Raw genomic sequence first — 18,055 nt, forward strand, 5'->3', positions numbered from 1 at the left:
GCCGGAGCCTCGGTGACGGCGGGGGAGGGCGCCGGTGCGGGGCTGCCGGTCACGACCGGGAGCTCCGCGCCGGGCCCGATCGGCAACGGCCCGGGCCTGCCCTCCGTTCCGGTCCCGACCCCCGCACCCAGCACTCCGGTCCCGGTTCCTGTTCCGATCGTGACTCCCCCACCGGACACTCCGGCTCCGGCAGCGACGCACGTACCGAGCACTCCGGCGTCGGTCCCCACAGAGGCGCCGAGCACCTCCGCTCCGGTCTCGACTCCCGCACCGGTCACGACCCCCACTCCGGCCGCACCTCCCGCTCCGGCCGCACCGGCCCTCGCGCTCGACACCGACGGCCGGCTGCTGCCCGATGCCCGGGGCACCGCCGCGCCCGGCGCCGAGGTGCTCCTCGAGGACGCCTCCGACGGACACCGCGTGGGCTCCGCCACCGCCGACGCCGACGGCTCCTGGACCGCGCCGGCGCTCCCCCTCCCCGCGGGCAGGACCACGGTGCTGGCGCGCACCGCCGCAGGAGTCAGCGCCCCCGAGACGGTCGACCTGCGCGCTCCGGTGCTCCTCGCCCGGGCCGCGTCGAGCGGGGGCGCGGTCGGCGTGCTCGTGCTCGCCGACCCCGACGCGGACGGCCTCGACCTCCTGGTCGACGGCGAGCAGGTGCGGTCCCTCGCTCCCGGAGCCCCCGTCCTCGCCGCGACCCTGGAGGTCGGTCCCGGGAGGCACACGATCGGCGTCCGCTACTCCTCCCCGGACGGGCGGACGGGACCCGTCGCCGCCGTGTCCGTCGATGCGGGCTGAGGCGCGCGGACCGCCCCGTGCCCCACCGTTATCCTGGGCGGATGCAGCCCGAACCCGCCGCGTCCGCGACTCCCCGGCCCGCCCCCGCGAGCACCCGTCCGACGGGCAGCGACGCCGCGTGGTCCGGCGCCCGGCCCGCGGGAAACCACTGGACCCTGACCTTCGCCTGCCCCGACCAGCCGGGCATCGTGCACGCCGTGTCCGGTGCCGTCGTCCAGGCCCGCGGCAACATCACCGAGAGCCAGCAGTTCTCGAGCGCCGACACCGGCCGCTTCTTCATGCGCCTGCAGGTGGAGTCGCCCATCAGCCGCGAGGAGTTCGCCGCCGCCCTGCTGCCCATCACGGAGCACTACGGGATGACCTGGCGCCTCGACGTCGTCGGCCGGCCGCTGCGCACCCTCGTCCTCGCCTCCACCGCCGCGCACTGCGTCAACGACCTGCTCTTCCGCCAGCGCGCCGGGCAGCTCGCGGTGGACATCCCGATGATCCTGTCCAACCACGGCAGCCTGCGCGACCTCGCCGAGTTCTACGGCGTGCCCTTCGAGTCTCGCCCCGTGGTCTCGCCGGAGTCGAAGCGCGGGTTCGAGGAGCGCGTGCTGGAGGTCGTCGAGGAGCACGACGTCGAGCTCGTGGTCCTCGCGCGCTACATGCAGATCCTCTCCCCCGAGCTCTGCGCGCGACTGGCCGGCCGCGCTATCAACATCCACCACTCGTTCCTGCCGGGCTTCAAGGGCGCGAACCCCTACAAGCAGGCGCACGCCCGCGGCGTCAAGCTGATCGGGGCGACCGCGCACTTCGTCACCAGCGACCTCGACGAGGGGCCGATCATCGAGCAGAACGTGGTGCGCGTGGACCACTCGCACTCGGTCGCCCAGCTCGTGGCGATCGGGCAGGACGAGGAGAGCCGCACGCTCACGCAGGCGGTCAAGTGGTTCGCGGAGGACCGGGTGCTCCTCGACGGGGCCCGCACCATCATCTTCCGCTGACCTCCGGCGGCTAGCATGGTCGGCGTGAATCGAGCAGGAGCGGACACCGCGGGCACCGACATCAGGATCGGCCCGAACGCGATCCTCCGGTTCCTCCTGGAGCTCGTCGCGCTGGCGACCTTCGCCCTCTGGGGCTTCGCGTCGTGGGACCTCCCGTGGAACATCGTCCTCGGCATCGGCGCTCCGGTGGTCGCCGCGCTGGTCTGGGCGCTCTTCCTCTCGCCGCGTGCGGTCCTCGCGATCGACGTCTACGGCCGCTCGCTGATCGAGCTGCTCGTGATGGGCGCCGCCGCGCTGGCGTGGCTGGACCTCGGCCAGCCGGTCGTCGCGATCGTCTTCGGCGTCCTCGCCGTCGTCTCCGGCGTCATCGCGGGACGCCGCTCCCTCTGATCCTGACGGCGGCCGCTCAGGCCGAGGGGGCGCTCGCTCGGAGCCGTCCACCGCTGTCCCCGAGGGTGTACCGCGGTCCCCGTGCGCTCGCCGCCGCTCGGAGCGGGACCGAACGCGTCGTCCCGGCTCGCAGCGGCAGGTCGCCACCGCGCTCTCCCGTCGATGCACCTCCGGGGATGCGCCACCGCAGCGGGATCCCGGGCCGATCGCACTGCCGGGGCCCCAGTCGGAGATGCTCCGCCCCGCCTGATCGTCGATCTCTCCCCGACCCGCTCCCGCCTCCCCTCTCGAGCCGTTCCCCCACGCAGCCCGGCCGGTCCTGCTCCCGGCACGCACCACGAGCCGCCCCGTCTCCGCCTCCCCGGCCCGGGAACGGCGAACGGCCGCCCCCGCCGCTCCTGGAGGAGCAGGGGGACGGCCGTTCGCGGCGGTCGCGGAGGACTACTCCGCGGCGCCCGCCTCACGCTGCGCCAGGGCGCGGCGTCGGAGGCCGGTGATCACAGCACCTGCACCGAGGAGGGCGAGGGCGGCGGCTCCGAGGAGACCGCCGTCGAAGCCCGTCGACGGGAGGCCGCCGGCGCCGTGGCCGGGCGCGCCCGGTCCGGCGGTCGGCGTGGAGGTGGGCTCCCCCGGTCCGGCGGTGGGACCGGCCGTCGGCGTCGCGGTCGGCTCCGGGGTGCCCGTGGGCTCCGGAGTCGCGGTCGGCGTCGGGGTGGGGGTGACCGCCTCGGTGACGTCGACGCTCACGAGCGTCGCGAGTCCCGAATCGGTGTAGGCGACACGGCCGAGGTAGCGGGCCGGGCCCGCCAGGTTCGACCAGGAGACCGCGTACGCGATCGGCTCGCCCTGCACGGCGTCGACCACGGCGGGGTCGGTGCTCAGCGAGCCGAGACCGTTCTCCGGAGTGATGACGAAGCTGCGGAAGTCGAACGTGACGGTCGAGGATCCCGGAGCGGTCGAGTAGACATCGGCCTGGACCGTGTACTCGCCCGGAGCGGGGTCGGCGATGTCGACGCGCTCGTCGGCCGAGCCGGTCGCCGAGGTGAAGACCTTGTCGGTGCTCTCGCTGGTGACGGTGAGGTCGAGGTCGGCCGCGTCGTCGAGCGAGTCGAGATCGAAGCGGGCGAACTCGGCGCCCTCCGGCACCACGACGGTGGTCGTCAGCGACTTCCCCGTGGGGAGCGTCGCCGAGTGGCCGTCGGCGGCGGTGGCGTCCTCGGCGAGGACACCCTCGGCGAGACCGCTCGCGGTGAGCGGCAGCGCGCCGGTGATGCCGGGCGTGACCGTCACCGTGCCGGTGCCGGTCGAGCCGGTGCCGGAGACCTCGTAGGGCGCGTCCAGCAGGACGGGGCGCACCGCGATCGGGCTGCGGACGTCGTGCTCCGCGCTCGCCCAGGTCAGGTAGCCGGTGGCGAACTGGTTGAGCGCCGCCGAGCCGGTGGTGAAGGAGACCGTGTACTCCGCCGTCTGGCCCGCACCCGTGAAGGAGAGGGTTGAGGGCGAGACGACGGTGTCGATCCCGGCGAGGCCGTCGACCGAGGCGGTGTAGGTGCCCGCGCCGGTCGAGGTGACCGTGCGGGTCACAGTCTGCGTGCCCGCGAGGGCGCCGATCGCGATCGAGGCCTGGTTGAGGTCGGACGGGTCGATCGCGGCGATCGGGTCGATCACCGGGTTCGAGGTGAAGACGTAGCCCGCACCCTTGAGGAACGCGATCCAGTCCTCCGTGCCGCTCTGGTAGAGCAGCCCGGGGTCGAGGAACGCGGCCGGGTCGACGTGTCCGGCGCCCTGGGCGAAGACGTCCTCGGACGCGGCGCCCGACTGGTCGACGCTGTCGTAGGCGGAGGTCATCATGGCCGACTTCACCGCGGACGGCGAGGCCTTCGGGGTCGCGCCGAGGATCAGCGCGCCGAGGCCCGCCACGTGCGGCGACGACATCGAGGTGCCGGACTCGAACGCGAAGGCGGGGTCGTCGCCCTCGGCGTTGAAGCTGTCGGCGAGGATCGCGACGCCGGGCGCCGTGAGGTCGGGCTTCAGCACGTCGGCGCCGTCCGCCTCAGCGGGTCCGCGCGACGAGAAGCCGGCGACCTGCGGGACGGGGATGGAGGCTCCGGACGAGTTGCCCTCGGAGAGGGTCACGGTCGCACCGGCGGTGCCGGCGTAGGTCGTGATCGCCTGGTAGGCCTGCGAGTCGATCTGGATGCTCGGGACCGAGTGGTCGTCGACGTGCAGGGCGTTCGGGGTCGGGTTGAGCAGCAGCATGCCGATGCCGCCGGCCCGCTCGACCTCGGCCGACTTGGAGACGCGCGCGGTGACGCCCGCGGTGCAGGCGACGATCGTGCCCTTCACCTTGTCGGGGTCGAGGGTGCCGGTCTCGCAGATGGCGGGGTTCTCGGCGCCCGAGCGGACGACGTCGGCGCTGTTCACCAGCGGTCCGGTGACGTCCTCGTGGACCGAGATGGATCCTCCGACGAACTTCTGGCCGTCGCCGAGAGCGGCGGTCGCGGTGTAGGTCGGGATGGAGGACGCGGCGACCGTGGTGTACCAGGGCGACGCGTGGTCGAGCGTGGAGGCGCCCGCACCCGAGTTGCCGGCCGAGGCCGCGACGAAGACGCCCGCGGCGGCGGCGTTGAGGAACGCCTCGTCGATCGCGGTCAGGGTCGAGGTGGCCGAGCCGCCGCCGATCGAGAAGTTGATGACGTCGACGCCGTCCTTGGTCGCGGCGTCGATGGCCGCGAGGATGCCCGCTCCGGAGCAGAAGTCGTCGTCGTCGGTGCCCTCGTCGGGTCCGTTCCAGCAGACCTTGTACGCGGCGACCTTGGCGGCCGGGGCGACTCCGGAGATCTTCCCGTAGTCGTAGCCGTCGACGCTCGCCTCGACGCCGTTGTTGCCGGCTGCCGTGCTCGCGGTGTGCGAGCCGTGTCCGTCGGCGTCGCGCGGGGAGCGGTACTCGGGGTTGTCCGTCGAGCCGACCTCCTCGTCCGCGAGGAACCACCGTGCGCCGATGAGCTTCTGGTTGCACTCGTCGCCGTCCCACTGCTCGGAGGCGGGGAGCCCCGGCGAGCAGGAGCCGACGAAGGTGCCGCCGTCCGACTTCACGAAGGAGGTGGTGGTGCCGTCCGTGTAGGGGGCCGCTCCGGGCGAGGTCGCCAGGGGCGCGCCTGCGAAGGAGGGGTTCTCGGGCGCGATGCCGGAGTCGATGACGCCGACGACGACGCCCTCGCCCGCCTTGTCGATGCCGCCCAGCTTCTGCCAGACGCCGTTCTCGCCCTCGAGGCCGAGGAAGTCGGTGGAGCGCTGCTGTCCGGTGTCGGGCACGGGGGTGCCGGCGGCGGCCGCGGCGAGCGGCGAGGCCTGCGCGGCGCGGTCGACCTTCAGGTTCTCGACCTTGCGGACCTGGGCGACGTCGCGGCGGCTCGCGAGCTCGCCCGCCTGCTCGCCCGAGAGGGTCGCGGAGAAGCCGTTGAGGGCGACGGTGTAGTGGTAGCCGATGGCGGCGTCGACCGCGGAGGCGACGTCCTCCTGGCGCTGCTCGAGGTGGGCGGAGTAGTCCTCCACCGGAGCCGAGGCGGCATGCAGCTGCGCACCGTCGACGGGCGCCGTGCGGGCGAAGCGGGCATCGCTGCCCTGGTAGGTGGCCGCGGAGGGCTCGACGAGGGTGACGACGTAGTCGCCGTCGTCGAAGCTCTGGCCGACGGAGAGGCCGCCGACGAGTGAGGCACTGCCGGCGAGAGGGGCGGCACTGGCGCCGGTGGTGGCGAAGGCCGCGGTCGCGGCGACCCCGAGGACGGCGAGGCCCGCGAGGATGCGCCTCTCAGCGCGGCGGACGGGTGGTCGGTGGGACAGGTGGATCGGCAATCGATGTCCTTACTCACATTCGCTGGGAACCGGATCGGTTTCCACACAGAAACGACCCTACGAACTCGATTGCTCAGCTTTGTTACGAACAGGTAACGAAGTTGACACCGAAAGGGGCCGATCCATTGGCACTCCCCCCTCCGCGAGTGCTAATTTATTCGCGTTGAGCCGGGTCGGCTCAACTCTTGGAACTCTTCGTTGCACGACTGAATGGAGTGATCTCATGGCTGTCACCTACGACCCCGTCCGCGAGCTGGACCGCCTCGCCACCGCCCTCCTCGGCTCCGGTCAGGGGCCCCGCCGGATGCCGATCGACCTGTACCGGGACGGCGACCACTACGTCCTCACCGCCGACCTCCCCGGCATCGACCCCGGGTCCGTCGACGTCGACGTGGACGGGCAACTCCTCACCATCCGCGCCCAGCGCACCGTCGCGGGCGGCGACGACGTCACCTGGATCACCCGGGAGAGCCAGTCGGCGACCTTCGTCCGCCAGCTGAGCCTCGGCCAGGGCGTCGACACCGAGCGCATCGCCGCGTCCTACGACAACGGCGTGCTCTCGGTGACCATCCCGGTCAGCGAGAAGGCGCGTCCCCGCCGCATCGAGGTCGTCTCGACCGCCCGCCCCGAGCAGGTGCGGATCGGCGAGGCGGCCGCCGAGTAGGACGACGAGCGAGGGCCCGTCCGCGATCGTGCGGGCGGGCCCTCCGCGTGTCCGCACGCCCTACGCTGGCCGGATGCGCGCCTCCTCCTCCGACACCGCTGTCGGCGTCCTGCTCCCCCGCGATCTCCCCGCCTCCGAGGTGCTCGTCTACGCCCGCCGCGCCGAGGAGCTCGGCTTCGACGAGCTCTGGGTGGTCGAGGACCTCGGCTTCCGCGGCGGCATCGCCCAGGCCGGCGCGGTACTCGCCGCCACCGAGCGGATCGTCGTCGGCATCGGCATCCTGCCCGCCGCCGTCCGCACGGCGGCCTTCACCGCGATGGAGCTCGGCACTCTCGCCGAACTGTTCCCCGGCCGCGTCCACGCCGGCATCGGGCACGGGATGCCGCACTGGATGCGCGGCCTCGGCGTCTGGCCGCGCAGCCCGCTCACCCTGCTCGAGGAGCAGTTCGACGCGATCCGCTCGCTGCTCTCCGGCGAGCGCACCGACCGCTCCGGCCGCTACGTGCACGTGGACGGCCTCGTCCTGGAGTCGCCGCCCGCCGTCGTGCCGCCGCTGCTGGCCGGCGTCCGTGGACCGAAGTCGCTGGCGCTCGCGGGCCGGATCGCCGACGGGGTCGTCCTGGCCGAGCCCGTCACTCCGGAGTACCTCGAGGCGGCCCGCGGCCACCTGGGCGGCACCGGACGGATCGTCGCCTACAACGTGGCCGCCGTGGACGACAACGCGGCCGCCGCGCGCGACGCGGTCCGGCCGGGACTCGAGTGGATCGGCGAGCCGGACTGGGCGCCGCACATCGAGCCGCTCCCCTTCGCCGAGGACTTCGCCCGCCTGCGGGCCGAGAGCGCCGACCGCGCCGCCTTCGTCCGCGACCTGCCCGACGCCTGGGTCGACCAGCTGGCCGTCGTGGGCACTCCCGAGGACGCTCGTCGCCGCATCGGCCTGCTGCACGAGGCCGGTGCGTCGAGCGTCGTGCTGATGCCGTCGGGGCCCGATCCGCTCCACGCGATGGAGGACCTCGCCCGGGCGCTCTGAGGCGCTCGGCCCGGGCGCGTCCCACCGTGCCCGGAGACGCGTCCGGCCCGCAGGATCCGAGGATCGTGCGGGCCGGACGCGTCTGCCGAAGCCGGAGATCAGGCCGACATGCGGGCCTTCAGGTTCTCGTCGAGGGTCGCGAGGAACTCCTCGGTCGTCTGCCAGCCCTGCTCGGGGCCGACGAGCAGGGCGAGGTCCTTCGTCATCTTCCCGGACTCGACCGTCTTGATGACCACGTCCTCCAGGGTGAGCGAGAAGTCGATGAGCTCCTGGTTGCCGTCGAGCTTGCCGCGGTGCGCGAGGCCGCGCGTCCAGGCGTAGATCGAGGCGATCGGGTTCGTCGAGGTGGGCTTGCCGGCCTGGTGCTGGCGGTAGTGGCGCGTGACGGTGCCGTGCGCCGCCTCCGCCTCGACGACGCTGCCGTCGGGCGTGGAGAGCACGGAGGTCATCAGGCCCAGCGAGCCGAAGCCCTGCGCGACGGTGTCGGACTGGACGTCGCCGTCGTAGTTCTTGCAGGCCCAGACGTAGCCGCCCTCCCACTTCATGGCCGAGGCGACCATGTCGTCGATGAGGCGGTGCTCGTAGGTGAGGCCCGCGGCGTCGAAGCGCTCCTTGAACTCGGTCTCGAAGATCTCCTCGAAGATGTCCTTGAAGCGGCCGTCGTAGGCCTTGAGGATCGTGTTCTTGGTGGAGAGGTAGACCGGGTAGTTGCGCGAGAGGCCGTAGTTCAGCGACGAGCGGGCGAAGTCGCGGATCGACGCGTCCTGGTTGTACTGGACCTGCGCGATGCCGTCGTCCGGGGCCTTGTAGACCTCGAACCTCATCGGCTCGGAGCCGTCCTCGGGCGTGAACTCGACGGTCAGCGTGCCCTTGCCCTTGAAGACGAAGTCGGTGGCGCGGTACTGGTCGCCGAACGCGTGGCGGCCGATGATGATCGGCTTGTTCCAGCCGGGGACCAGGCGCGGGATGTTCGAGATGATGATGGGCTCGCGGAAGATCACGCCGCCGAGGATGTTGCGGATCGTGCCGTTGGGCGACTTCCACATCTTCTTGAGGCCGAACTCCTCGACGCGGGCCTCGTCGGGGGTGATGGTCGCGCACTTCACGCCGACGCCGTGCTTCTGGATGGCGTGCGCCGCGTCGATCGTGACCTGGTCGTCCGTCTCGTCGCGGTACTCGATGCCGAGGTCGTAGTACTCGAGGTTCACGTCGAGGTACGGGTGGATGAGGGTGTCCTTGATCTTCTGCCAGATGATGCGCGTCATCTCGTCGCCGTCGAGCTCGACGACCGTTCCCTCAACCTTGATCTTGGACATTGCTCTCCCATGGTGTCGATGACCCCGCACCTGTGCGGGACGGGCGGCTCTGCACCGCTCCGGATGGCCTCCGCCAGCCTACCCGAGGCCCGAACTGTCTCGATGTCGAGACAGTTCTCGATCGTCCGCGCCGGGGCCGGCGCACGTCGCCCGACAGGAGGATGCCCGCCGTCCTGCGCCGCCGGTACAGTGACGGCATGAGTGACCTCCGCCTGGAAGAGCTGTCCGCCTCGAACATCTCCGCTGTGAACGGTCTGAGCCTCAAACCCGGCCAGGAGCAGTTCATCGCGCCGGTCTCCTACTCCGCCGCCGCCGCGGTGATCGACCCGGGCGCCTCCTGGCAGCGGGCCGTGATGGACGGCGACGAGCTGGTCGGCTTCATCCACGCGCACTTCGACCCGGAGGCGGCGGAGGAGTTCCGCAGCTGCATCTGGCGCATCAACATCGACGCGGCGAAGCAGGGCCGCGGCGTGGGCACCTTCGCCGTCCGCGCCACCGCCGACGAGGCCCGCGCCCGCGGCTTCGACACCCTCACGGTGATCTGGGAGTCCGGCGAGGACGGCCCGGAGCAGTTCTTCCGCTGGATCGGCTTCGAGGTCGTCGGCGAGACGCAGTACGGCGAGAACATCGGGGCGCTGACGCTCTGAGCGCGGCGCCGGAGGCAGCGGAGCCGGCCGACTTCGCCTCCGCCGTCCTCGAGGTGGTCGCCTCGATCCCGCCCGGCCGCGTGATGGCCTACGGCGAGATCGCCGCGGTCCTCGGCACTCGTGCGGCACGCGCGGTCGGCACGGTGATGGCCCGCTACGGCTCCGACACCGCCTGGTGGCGCGTCGTCCGCGCGGGAGGAGCGCCCCCGGTCGGCCACGAGGAGCGCGCCCGCCGGGAGTACGAGCGCGAGGGCACGCCCCTCGTCGTCACGCCGGGCGGCTGGCGCGTCGACGTGCGCAGCGCCCGCTGGCGCCCCTGAGCCGGGAGCGGCTCCGGGACGTGAGTCGCGAGCAGCAGCCGATCAGACGAGCGAGTCCCGCCAGGCCGCGTGCAGGGTGGCGAAGCGGCCCTCGCCGGCGATGAGCGCCTCCGGGGTGCCGTCCTCGACGATGCGGCCGTGCTCCATCACCAGCACCCGGTCGGCGATCGCGACCGTCGAGAGGCGGTGCGCGATGATGACCGCCGTGCGGTCCGCCAGGAGCGTCTGCAGGCCCTGCTGCACCAGGCGCTCGCTCGGGATGTCGAGGGAGGAGGTCGCCTCGTCCAGGATCAGCACCGCCGGGTCGGCCAGGAACGCGCGGGCGAACGAGATCAGCTGGCGCTGACCGGCCGAGACGCGGCCGCCGCGCTTGTTCACGTCGGTGTCGTAGCCGTCCGGCAGCACCTGGATGAACTCGTGCGCGCCGACCGCCTGCGCGGCCCGGACGATCTCGTCGTAGGACGCGGTCGGCCGCCCGATCGCGATGTTGTCGGCGACGGATCCGGAGAAGAGGTACGCCTCCTGGGTGACCATCACGATCGCGCGCCGCAGGTCCTTCGGGTGCAGCTGCCGCAGGTCCACGCCGTCGAGGGTCACCACGCCGTCGCTCGGGTCGTAGAAGCGCGAGATCAGCTTGGCGAGCGTCGTCTTGCCGGCGCCCGTGGACCCGACGAGGGCGATGGTCTGCCCTGCGGGGATGTCGAGGTCGAAGCGCGGCAGCACCTCGCGGTCGGCGGTGTAGGCGAAACGGACGCCCTCGAAGCCGAGGCGGCCCCGTGCCTGGCGCAGGTCGACCGGGCGGGCCGGATCCGGGACGCTCGGCTCCTCGGCCAGCACGCCCGAGATCTTCTCGAGCGCGGCGGCCGCCGACTGGTAGGAGTTGTAGAACATCGCCATCTCCTGCACCGGGTCGAAGAAGCGCCGGGTGTAGAGCAGGACCGCCAGCAGCGCGCCGATCTCGAGCCCGCCGTCGAGCACGCGGACGCCGCCGATGAACAGCACCACGGCGACGGTGACGTTGCCGATCAGCACGAGCCCGGGGTCGAAGGTGCCGAACACCCCGAAGACGCGCTTGTAAGCGAGCCGGTACTGCTCGACGACCCCGCCGAACACGGACTCGTTGCGCTTCTGCGTGCGGAAGGTCTGCACGGCGCGGATGCCGGTCATCGACTCCACGAACTGCACGATCAGCCGCGACGAGGCGACGCGGGTGCCGCGGAACAGCGCCTGCGACCGCTTCTGGAACCAGCGGGTGAGCAGCGCGAGCGGCACCAGGGCGCAGGCGAGCACGATGCCGCTCACGCCGTCCAGGGAGACGAGGGCGATCGCGACGAAGCCCATGTAGAGCGCACCCTGCACCAGCTGGTTGATGCCGGAGTCGAGCAGCTCGCGGATGGAGTCGAGGTCGCTGGTCTGGCGCGAGATGATCCGGCCGGAGGTGTAGTTCTCGTGGAACTCCAGGCTCAGCTTCTGGGTGTGCAGGAAGACCCGCTTGCGCAGGTCGATCAGGATCGCCTGGCTCACCCGCGCGGAGAGCACGGTGTACCAGGCGACCAGGAGCGCGCCGACGAGTCCGGTGAGGATGTAGGCGCCGACCGTGACCGCCAGCGGGACCGCGTTCCCCGCGAGGACCGCGGGCAGGCCGTTGTCGATGCCCGCCGCGATCAGCGCCGGTCCCGCGACCTGGGCAGCGGTCGCGACGACGACCACGACCGCGGTGAGCACCAGCCGCAGCCGGAGCGGCCGCAGCAGGGAGCCGAGCAGCCGCAGCGAGCGCCGGCGCAGAGCCGCCGACTCCGCTCTGCTGAGGTCGTCGCGCTCCTCGGAGGAACCGAGCGTGCTCATGATCGCGTCTCCTGGTGGGTCGTCGTGGGGCGGGAGCCGATGCGCTCGGTCCCGGCGGGCCGGGTCAGCTCGTCCTCCTCGAGGCTCGAGATGACGAAGCGGTAGTGCGGGCTGCTCGCGAGCAGCTCGCTGTGGGTGCCGACCGCGGTGATGCGGCCCTCCTCCATCAGTGCCACGCGATCGGCGAGCGCCACCGTCGAGGGGCGGTGGGCGACGATGATCGCCGTGGTGTCGCCGAGCACGCGGCGCAGCCCCGCCTCGACGCGCGCCTCCGTGTCGACGTCGAGCGCCGAGAGCGGGTCGTCGAGGACGAGCACCGCCGGACGCGCGGCCACCGCGCGGGCGAGGGCCAGGCGCTGGCGCTGGCCGCCGGAGAGGCTCATCCCCTCCTCGCCCACCTTCGTGTCCAGGCCCTCGGGGAGGCGGTGGACGAAGTCGGCCTGCGCGATCTCGAGGGCCTCGAGCAGCTCCTCCTCGGTCGCGTCGGGTCGGCCGAGGAGGACGTTCTCGCGCACGCTCGTGGAGAAGAGCGTCGCGTCCTCGAACGCCATGCCGATGTGCGTGCGCAGCTCGTCGCGGCGGAGCCGGCGGATGTCGACGCCGTCGAGCTCGATGGCTCCGCCGGTCACGTCGTAGAGGCGCGGGAGCAGCGCGGTGAGCGTCGTCTTCCCGGACCCGGTGATGCCGACCAGTGCCATCGTCTCGCCCGGCTCGACCTCGAGGTCGACGCCGTCGAGGAGGTCGCGGTAGCGCTCGGGGGCGTCCTGGTAGCGGAAGTGGACGTCGCGGAAGCGGACCCGACCGCGCGGCTCGAGGATCGTCTCGGGGTCCTCCGGGTCGGTGATGGTGTTCCGGCTGTCCATCACCTCGAAGTAGCGGTCGACCGCCGTGCGGGTGTCGAAGGTCATCGAGAGGAGGAAGCCGATCGACTCCACCGGCCAGCGCAGCACGGTCGCGGTGGCGAAGAAGGCGAACAGCTCGCCGACGCTCAGCTGGCCGGCCGCGGCGAGCCAGACCCCGCCGAGCAGGCAGAGCGCGAACGCGATGTCCGGCACCAGCAGCAGGACGAGCCAGATCCCGGCGATGGCGCGGGCCTTGTCGATCTCGGTGCCGCGGAGCTTCTCGGCCTGGCCGGCGAAGTTCTCCAGCGCGTGCTGGTGGCGGCCGAAGGCCTTCAGGACGCGGATGCCGTGCACCGACTGCTCGACGGTCGTGGCGAGGTCGCCCGCCTGGTCCTGGCTGCGGCGCGCGATGCTCGAGTAGCGCTTCTCGAACGCGAACCCGTAGATCCAGACCGGGATCGAGCACACGACGAAGAGCACGCCGAGGATCGGGTTCCAGTAGACGAGGACGCCGAAGCCGACGACGATCGTCAGCGCGTTGACCAAGAGCAGGACGAAGCCGAAGGCGATCCAGCGGCGGATGAGGCTGAGGTCGCTCATCGCCCGCGACAGGAGCTGCCCGCTCTGCCAGCGGTCGTGGAACGAGACGGGGAGGTCCTGCAGGCAGCTGTAGAGCGCCGAGCGCATGCGCGCCTCGATCCGCGTGCTGGGGGTGAGGACCATCCGGCGGCGCAGCGCGATGGCACCGGCCTCGACGACGCCGAGCACGAGGATGACGGCGACCGGGCCGATCAGCGGCCCGAGGTCGCCGGAGCCGGCGGAGGCCGCTCCGTCCCCCAGCGGCCCGTCGACGAGCTGCTGCAGGACGATCGGGATGACCAGCGACACCAGGCTCGCCACGAGTGCGACCGCGATGCCGCCGACCAGCCGGGGCAGGGAGTCGCCGACGAAGGGGACGAGGCGCAGCAGGGTCTGCAGCGTGCTCGGGCGCTTCTGCGCGGGGGCGCCGGGAGACGGGAGGGCGGGAGCGGACACGGCGGAGGGCTTTCGCGACGAGGGCGGGGCCTCCCCTGCCGCGTGGGCGGGGAGGCGGGAGGTGCCACCGGGCCGAAGAGCTCCGGGCAGCCTTGAAGGCTATACCCGGGCTATGTGCTCCGTCCAGCGGCCGCCGCGATCCGGCGGTTCCCCCCGCCTCCGCCGTCAGCGGACGCGGACCGAGAGGCAGGTGACGCAGCCCTCGAGCTTCTCGAACTCCGAGACATCCACGGTGAGGACGCGGTAGCCCAGGCTCCGCAGCAGCTCGGCGCTCCGGGGAGCGGAGGCGGCCATCAGGAGGGTGTCGTCGTCGAGGACGACCACGTGGGCGCCCGCCTCCTCGGGCATCGGCAGGAAGGAGGGGAACAGGCGCGGCTCGTCGACGACCGGCTCCCAGCCGATGACCGTGCCGTCGGGCAGCGCGGTCACGGCGCTCTTGAGGTGCAGCACCTTGGTCAGCGGGACCGCGACGACGTCGTACCCGCGGGGGCGGAGGATCGCGCGCAGCTGGGCTACCCCCGCCGCGTCGGTCCGGCCTCCGCGGCCGACGTAGACCGTCGATCCCACCTTGAGGACGTCGCCGCCGTCGAGCGTGCCCGGCTCCTCGATGCGGTCGACCGTCAGGCCGAGGGCGCGGACGGCCTCCTCGGCGCCCGCCGTCTCTCCGCGGCGGGACTCCGCTCCGGACCGGGCGATCACGGCGTGGTCGCCGAAGACGACGACCGCGTCCTCGAGGAAGACGGAGTCGGCGAGTCCGGGCGCCGGTGCGGCCTCGACCGTCTCCCAGCCGGCCCGCTCGAGCAGGTCGACGTACGCCTCCCACTGCTGCTGGGCGCGCTGCTGGTCGACGGGGACGCGCTCGAGGTGGGTGAGCTCGCCCGCCGAGAGGTCGGCGGCCGGGGCCCGGACGATCGCGATGCGGCGGTCGGTGACGACGGCGGCCGGAGCGCCCGTGGTGCGGAGGCGGTTCCAGAGCGTGTGGCCGACGCTCGCCGCCGAGACGGTGAACGCGAGCAGGAAGACGAGGTTGAGTCCGGCGAAGGTCTGGAAGATGGAGGCCCAGACGGCGCCCGTGACGGCCTCGCCGGTGGCGCTGGCTTGGACGAGCGTGCCGAACACGGCTCCGACCACGCCCGCGACGAGTCCCGCGAGGGCGGCGCTCCAGGTGCGTCCGAGCATCCCCGCGACGGCGAGGACGAGGACGACCACGAAGCCGAGCACGCTCGAGAGCAGGAAGTAGGCGTTGACCTGCGGGATGGAGCCGGGCTGCAGCTGGTTGCCGATGAAGAAGGCCAGCAGGTTGGCGAGGTGCGCCACGAGCGCGGTCGCCGCGGCGGCGAGCAGCGCGACGAGGATCCGGCGGCCCGTCCCGGGCGCGCGGTCCCGGTTCGAGGCGGTGGTGGTCGCTGCGGTCGGGGTGTCGGGAGTGGACGCGGGCGTCGAGTCGGAAGGCACCCGGCGACCCTACGCGCCCCCGCCCGCGCCTCGCCTGTCGATCCCCTAGCAGCCCCCTAAGAGCCGCCCACCGCAAAGCAGAGCACTTTCAGCGGGAATCGCGTGCCCAGCGATTCCCGTGACCGGCGACGCCCCCACTCCATGGAAAGCCTCACGTCGTGACGCCGACCACGCCCCGCCGCGCGAGGAGCGGCCGGGAAACCGCCCACCGCAAGGCAGAGCCGACTCAGCGGGAATCGCGTACCAAGCGATTCACGCGGTCGGCGACGCTACCCGCTCTACGGAACGCACCCCGTCGCCAAGCCGACCGCGCCCCGCCGCGCAGGGAGCGGCGGGGAAGACGAGCACCGCAAGGCAGAGCCGGTTCAGCGGGAATCGCGTGCCAAGCGATTCCCGCGACCGGCGACGCACCCCGCTCCACGGAACGCACACCGTCGCCGAGCCGACCGCGCCCCGCCGCGCAGGGAGCGGTGGGGAAGACGAGCACCGCAAGGCAGAGCCGGTTCAGCGGGAATCGCGTGCCAAGCGATTCCCGCGACCGGCGACGCGACCCGCTCTACGGAACGCACCCCGTCGCCAAGCCGACCGCGCCCCGCCGCGCAGGGAGCGGCGGGGAGATCGAACACCACTTCTTCCACCGAGTGGCGGGCGCTCCGCGCCCGTCACTCAGTGGAAGAAGTGCCGCTCCCCCGTCGTGTACATCGTGACGCCGGCGCGGGCGGCCGCGTCGATGACCTCGGCGTCGCGGACGGACCCGCCGGGCTGGACGACGGCCTTCACGCCGGCGGCGAGGAGCACCTCGAGGCCGTCAGCGAAGGGGAAGAACGCGTCGGAGGCGGCGACGGAGCCGGGGGCGCGGTCGCCGGCGCGGGTGACGGCGAGATGGCAGGAGTCGACGCGGTTGACCTGGCCCATGCCGACCCCGACGGAGGCGCCGCCCTTGGCGAGGAGGATCGCGTTCGACTTGACGGCGCGGCAGGCCTTCCACGCGAACTCGAGGTCGAGCATCGTGTCGGCGTCGGCGGGCTCGCCGGCGACGAGCTGCCAGCCGGAGCTGACCTCGCCGGGGCCGCCGATGAAGCGGTCCGGCTCCTGCAGCAGCAGGCCGCCGGAGATCTGCTTGAACTCGCGCTCGACGGGGGCGTAGAAGTCGGGGAGCTGCAGCAGGCGCAGGTTCTTCTTGGTCTTCAGCACCTCGAGCGCCTCGGGCTCGAAGCCGGGGGCGACGAGCACCTCGGTGAAGATCTCCTTCACCGTCTCGGCCATGGCGAGGGTGACGGGCCGGTTCGCGGCGATGACGCCGCCGAAGGCCGACACCGGGTCGCACTCGTGGGCGCGGCGGTGGGCGGAGGCGATGGGGTCGATCGCCTTCGAGCTCGCGATCGCGATGCCGCACGGGTTCGCGTGCTTGATGATCGCGACGGCGGGCAGTACGAAGTCGTACGCCGCGCGGACGGCCGCGTCGGCGTCGACGTAGTTGTTGTAGGACATCTCCTTGCCGTGCAGCTGTGTCGCCTGCGCGATGCCGGTGCCGTCGGGAGAGACGTAGAGGGCCGCCTTCTGGTGCGAGTTCTCGCCGTAGCGGAGGACCTGCTGCAGGGTCCCGCGGATCTCGACCGAGCCCTCGACGCCCCCGGCCGCCTCCTGCCCGGCGAACCAGGCGGCGACGGCGGAGTCGTAGGAGGCGGTGTGCGCGAAGGCGCGGGCCGCCAGGGTGCGGCGCGCGGCGAGCGTCGTGCCGCCGTCGGCGAGGGCGGTCGCGATCCCGGAGTAGTCGGCCGGGTCGACGACGATCGCGACGTTCGCGTGGTTCTTCGCGGAGGCGCGGACGAGGGCCGGGCCCCCGATGTCGATGTTCTCGACCACGGTCGCCGGGTCGGCGCCGCCGGCGACGGTCTCGCGGAACGGGTACAGGTTCACCACGACCAGCTCGAACGCGGCGATGTCGAGCTGCTCCAGCTGCTCGCGGTGCGAGGCGAGCCTCAGGTCGGCGAGGATGCCCGCGTGCACGGCCGGGTGCAGCGTCTTCACGCGGCCGTCGAGCGACTCCGGGAACCCGGTGACGGCCGAGACGTCGGTGACCTCGTGGCCGGCGCCGCGGAGGGTCGCTGCGGTCGAGCCGGTGGAGACGAGCTCGACGCCGGCCGCGGCGAGCGCCGCTCCGAGCTCGAGCAGGCCGGTCTTGTCGCTGACCGAGATCAGCGCCCGGCGGACGGGGACCCGGTCGCGGTCGTCGTAGCTGCTGGGGTCGTGGGCGGTGATGCTCATGCGCGGGCGAGCTCCTCGAGGTCGACGGTTCCGTGGGCGATGTCGAGCACCGTCTGCACCAGCAGGCGACGCTCGATGGTCTTGATGCGCTCGTGCAGCGCGTCCTCGCTCTCGCCGGGGAGCACGGCGAGGCTCTCCTGGGCGATGACGGGTCCCGTGTCGACGCCGGTGTCGATCACGTGCACGGTGACGCCGGTCTCGGTCGCGCCGGCGGCGAGGGCGTCGCGGACGGCGTGGGCGCCGGGGAAGAGGGGCAGCAGGGCGGGATGCGTGTTGATCATCCGCGGGCTGAGCGCGTCCACCACCACGGGCGGCAGGATGCGCATGAAGCCCGCGCAGACGACGAGGTCGGGCTCCCACTCCCGGATGCGCCCGAGCAGGGCGGCGCCCCACTCGTCGCGGGAGGAGAAGTCGCGCGGCGCGACCGTGAAGGCGGGGACTCCGCGCTCCTCGGCGTGGCGGAAGCCCTCGGCGTCGGTGTCGCTGCCGACCGCGACGATGCGGGCGGGGAAGCCCTCGTCGCCGGTGGCGTCCAGCAGGGCGCGGAGGTTCGATCCGCCGCCGGAGAGGAGCACGACCAACTTCAGCACTGCGCAAGTCTAGG

13 protein-coding genes and 1 pseudogene are annotated in these 18,055 nt (G+C 72.6%); 7 read left to right on the plus strand and 7 right to left on the minus strand.

The window, feature by feature from the left end:
* The 3 genes and pseudogenes from C5C29_RS14230 to C5C29_RS14240 form a co-directional block, all read left to right on the plus strand.
* Nucleotides 1-798, plus strand: a pseudogene (locus C5C29_RS14230) (hypothetical protein); the annotation flags it as partial.
* A 41-nt stretch (nt 799-839) separates the two neighbouring features.
* Nucleotides 840-1,784 (plus strand): formyltetrahydrofolate deformylase, encoded by a 945-nt coding sequence (gene purU / locus C5C29_RS14235; RefSeq protein WP_104224944.1) that lies wholly within the window; start codon nt 840-842, stop codon nt 1,782-1,784.
* Between the two features lie 24 nt (nt 1,785-1,808).
* A complete protein-coding gene (locus tag C5C29_RS14240) occupies nt 1,809-2,174 on the plus strand; it encodes a YrdB family protein (RefSeq protein ID WP_244230596.1) in 366 nt (121 codons plus the stop codon).
* Between the two features lie 441 nt (nt 2,175-2,615).
* Here C5C29_RS14240 and C5C29_RS14245 read toward each other — a convergent pair whose 3' ends face one another.
* A complete protein-coding gene (locus C5C29_RS14245) occupies nt 2,616-6,029 on the minus strand; it encodes a S8 family serine peptidase (RefSeq protein ID WP_104224942.1) in 3,414 nt (1,137 codons plus the stop codon).
* A gap of 223 nt (nt 6,030-6,252) precedes the next feature.
* Between C5C29_RS14245 and C5C29_RS14250 the strand changes: the two genes are divergently transcribed.
* Nucleotides 6,253-6,693: an Hsp20/alpha crystallin family protein gene (locus C5C29_RS14250; RefSeq protein ID WP_104224941.1), complete on the plus strand. Its 441-nt coding sequence runs from the start codon at nt 6,253-6,255 to the stop codon at nt 6,691-6,693.
* Between the two features lie 73 nt (nt 6,694-6,766).
* Entirely contained in the window at nt 6,767-7,723 is a 957-nt protein-coding gene (locus tag C5C29_RS14255; RefSeq protein ID WP_104224940.1) for an LLM class flavin-dependent oxidoreductase, read from the plus strand.
* 98 nt (nt 7,724-7,821) lie between these two features.
* Here C5C29_RS14255 and C5C29_RS14260 read toward each other — a convergent pair whose 3' ends face one another.
* On the minus strand, nt 7,822-9,039 hold the full coding sequence (locus tag C5C29_RS14260; RefSeq protein ID WP_104224939.1) for an NADP-dependent isocitrate dehydrogenase: 1,218 nt from the start codon (nt 9,037-9,039) through the stop codon (nt 7,822-7,824).
* A 197-nt stretch (nt 9,040-9,236) separates the two neighbouring features.
* Between C5C29_RS14260 and C5C29_RS14265 the strand changes: the two genes are divergently transcribed.
* Together C5C29_RS14265 and C5C29_RS14270 are read left to right on the plus strand one after the other, a co-directional pair.
* On the plus strand, nt 9,237-9,686 hold the full coding sequence (locus C5C29_RS14265) for a GNAT family N-acetyltransferase (RefSeq protein ID WP_104224946.1): 450 nt from the start codon (nt 9,237-9,239) through the stop codon (nt 9,684-9,686).
* Nucleotides 9,683-10,006, plus strand: coding sequence for an MGMT family protein (locus C5C29_RS14270; RefSeq protein ID WP_104224938.1), 324 nt, complete (start codon nt 9,683-9,685; stop codon nt 10,004-10,006). The genes C5C29_RS14265 and C5C29_RS14270 overlap by 4 nt, the downstream gene beginning before the upstream one ends.
* A gap of 42 nt (nt 10,007-10,048) precedes the next feature.
* On the opposite strand, the gene C5C29_RS14275 is transcribed toward C5C29_RS14270, so the two are convergent.
* The 5 genes from C5C29_RS14275 to purN all read right to left on the minus strand — a co-directional run bounded on the left by C5C29_RS14275 (nt 10,049) and on the right by purN (nt 18,041).
* Nucleotides 10,049-11,851, minus strand: a complete 1,803-nt coding sequence (locus tag C5C29_RS14275) for an ABC transporter ATP-binding protein (RefSeq protein WP_104224937.1) — start codon at nt 11,849-11,851, stop codon at nt 10,049-10,051.
* A complete protein-coding gene (locus C5C29_RS14280) occupies nt 11,848-13,728 on the minus strand; it encodes an ABC transporter ATP-binding protein (protein ID WP_104224936.1) in 1,881 nt (626 codons plus the stop codon). The genes C5C29_RS14275 and C5C29_RS14280 overlap by 4 nt, the downstream gene beginning before the upstream one ends.
* Before the next feature lie 165 nt (nt 13,729-13,893).
* Nucleotides 13,894-15,183, minus strand: coding sequence for a dimethylargininase (gene ddaH / locus C5C29_RS17605; RefSeq protein WP_104224935.1), 1,290 nt, complete (start codon nt 15,181-15,183; stop codon nt 13,894-13,896).
* 666 nt (nt 15,184-15,849) lie between these two features.
* A complete protein-coding gene (gene purH, locus C5C29_RS14290) occupies nt 15,850-17,451 on the minus strand; it encodes a bifunctional phosphoribosylaminoimidazolecarboxamide formyltransferase/IMP cyclohydrolase (protein WP_104224934.1) in 1,602 nt (533 codons plus the stop codon).
* Nucleotides 17,448-18,041 carry a phosphoribosylglycinamide formyltransferase gene (purN, locus tag C5C29_RS14295; protein WP_104224933.1) on the minus strand — a complete coding sequence of 198 codons (594 nt, stop codon included), beginning with the start codon at nt 18,039-18,041 and terminating at the stop codon, nt 17,448-17,450. Before purN ends, purH begins: the two co-directional genes overlap by 4 nt.
* Nucleotides 18,042-18,055 lie beyond the last annotated feature (14 nt).

Origin of the sequence: Rathayibacter sp. AY1H2, from assembly GCF_002931985.1 — a bacterium.
Lineage (GTDB): Bacteria > Actinomycetota > Actinomycetes > Actinomycetales > Microbacteriaceae > Rathayibacter.

Bases quoted from the DNA above. Each gene is read 5' to 3' on its own strand.
- C5C29_RS14250 (WP_104224941.1), top strand. From the start codon at position 6,253: ATGGCTGTCACCTACGACCCCGTCCGCGAGCTGGACCGCCTCGCCACC.
- purH (WP_104224934.1), bottom strand. From the start codon at position 17,451: ATGAGCATCACCGCCCACGACCCCAGCAGCTACGACGACCGCGACCGG.
- C5C29_RS14260 (WP_104224939.1), bottom strand. From the start codon at position 9,039: ATGTCCAAGATCAAGGTTGAGGGAACGGTCGTCGAGCTCGACGGCGAC.
- C5C29_RS14275 (WP_104224937.1), bottom strand. From the start codon at position 11,851: ATGAGCACGCTCGGTTCCTCCGAGGAGCGCGACGACCTCAGCAGAGCG.
- C5C29_RS14255 (WP_104224940.1), top strand. From the start codon at position 6,767: ATGCGCGCCTCCTCCTCCGACACCGCTGTCGGCGTCCTGCTCCCCCGC.
- purU (WP_104224944.1), top strand. From the start codon at position 840: ATGCAGCCCGAACCCGCCGCGTCCGCGACTCCCCGGCCCGCCCCCGCG.
- C5C29_RS14265 (WP_104224946.1), top strand. From the start codon at position 9,237: ATGAGTGACCTCCGCCTGGAAGAGCTGTCCGCCTCGAACATCTCCGCT.